This window comes from Pengzhenrongella frigida (genome assembly GCF_004168625.1).
In the GTDB taxonomy this organism is placed as follows: Bacteria; Actinomycetota; Actinomycetes; order Actinomycetales; family Cellulomonadaceae; genus Pengzhenrongella; species Pengzhenrongella frigida.
In genome coordinates, this window is record NZ_SDWW01000112.1 from 1 (window position 1) to 1,430 (window position 1,430).

Below are 1,430 nucleotides of genomic sequence, written 5' to 3' on the forward strand. Positions count from 1 at the left end.
GGCTCTTCACAATCGAGGGTGTAGTTGGGGTCGGAAGCCGCCGGATTCCAGCAGTGCTCGGGCGACGTAGTTTGTGAGGTTGCGGAAGCCGAGGGCGGAGCCGCGGAGGTGTTCGAGGCGGCCGTTGATGGCTTCGGTTGGTCCGTTGCTGGTGCCGGGTCGGTCGAAGTAGGCCAGGACGTCGGCGGCTCGGCGGTTCAAGGTCCGCCCGAGCCTGGTGATCTCGCTCAGCGCGGCGGGAACGTCGTGGCTAACGGAGTCGATGAGCTGCGCCATGAGGTCGCGTCCGCGGGCGCGGTCCGGGTGCCGGTAGGCGGCGATCATGTGCTGATACACGCCCCAGGTCGCTTCGACCTCGACATGCTCGTCGGACGCGAACAGAGCCTCGAGTCGTCGCTGCTGCTTGGCGGTGAGCAGGTCCGCACCGGTGTGCAGGGTCCGCCTCGCGCCATACAGCGGGTCACCGGTGTGACCGCGGTGCCCGCAGGTGACCTGTTGAACCCGGCGGCGGCACTCATCGAGCGCCTCACCACCCAGCCGGACAGCGTGGAAGGGATCGAGGACGGTCACAGCGTCGGGGAGTTCCTCGGTGGTGGCGGTCTTGAAGCCGGTGAACCCGTCCATCGCGACGACCTCGATGCTCTGGCGCCAGGGGTCAGGCCGGTCGGCCAACCACGCCTTGAACGCCTGCTTGGAGCGCCCTTCGACCATGTCCAACAGCCGTGCCGGCCCGGTGCCCTCACGGATACCGGTCAGGTCGATGATCACGGTGACGTACTTGTCCCCGCGACGGGTATGCCGCCACACGTGCTCATCGACCCCGAGGACCTTCACCCCGTCGAACCGGTCAGGGTCGGCGATCAGGACACGCTGCCCCTCGGCCAGGACCGCGTCGTTCGCCGTGTTCCACGCGACCCCGAGGCCCTCGGCGACGCGCGCGACGGTCAGGTGCTGGCACACGATCCCCTCCAGCGCCCACCGCAGCCCGCGCCGGGACAGCTTCGCCCGCGGCGCCGCGGCCCGGGTGGTGTCTTGGCGCCACACGTGTCCGCACCCGGTGCACCGGTAGCGGCGCACGGTGATCTCCAACGTCGTGGGACGCCACCCCAGCGGCTCGTGAGCCAGCCGCCGGACCACGCTGTCACGCGGGGCCCCCTCGCACCCGCACCGCCGACACCAGTAGTCCGGGTCCACCTCGACCACTCGGCAGGCCAAGACCGCGCGGCCAGGTTCGAGGCGCTGCCCGGTGACCTCGAGCCCGAGCTCGTCCAGACGGCAGAAGGTGGTCAGGTCAGGGCAAGCGAAGGTAGCGTCGGGCACGTCGAGGTCTTCCCGATGGGCAGTGTGAGAACTTCCATCATCGGAAGGCCTCGACCTCTACCCAGCGACCGACGCGCCCACCCCGGCTACACCCTCATCTGTGAAGAGCC

General features: G+C 69.4%; 1 protein-coding gene. It reads right to left on the reverse strand.

Translation table 11 applies throughout. The features are described 5' to 3' along the window. Positions 1-6: 6 nt before the first annotated feature. Complete coding sequence (locus tag EUA98_RS19545) at positions 7-1,320, reverse strand: ISL3 family transposase (RefSeq protein WP_130104345.1); 1,314 nt, start codon at positions 1,318-1,320, stop codon at positions 7-9. Positions 1,321-1,430: the final 110 nt, after the last annotated feature.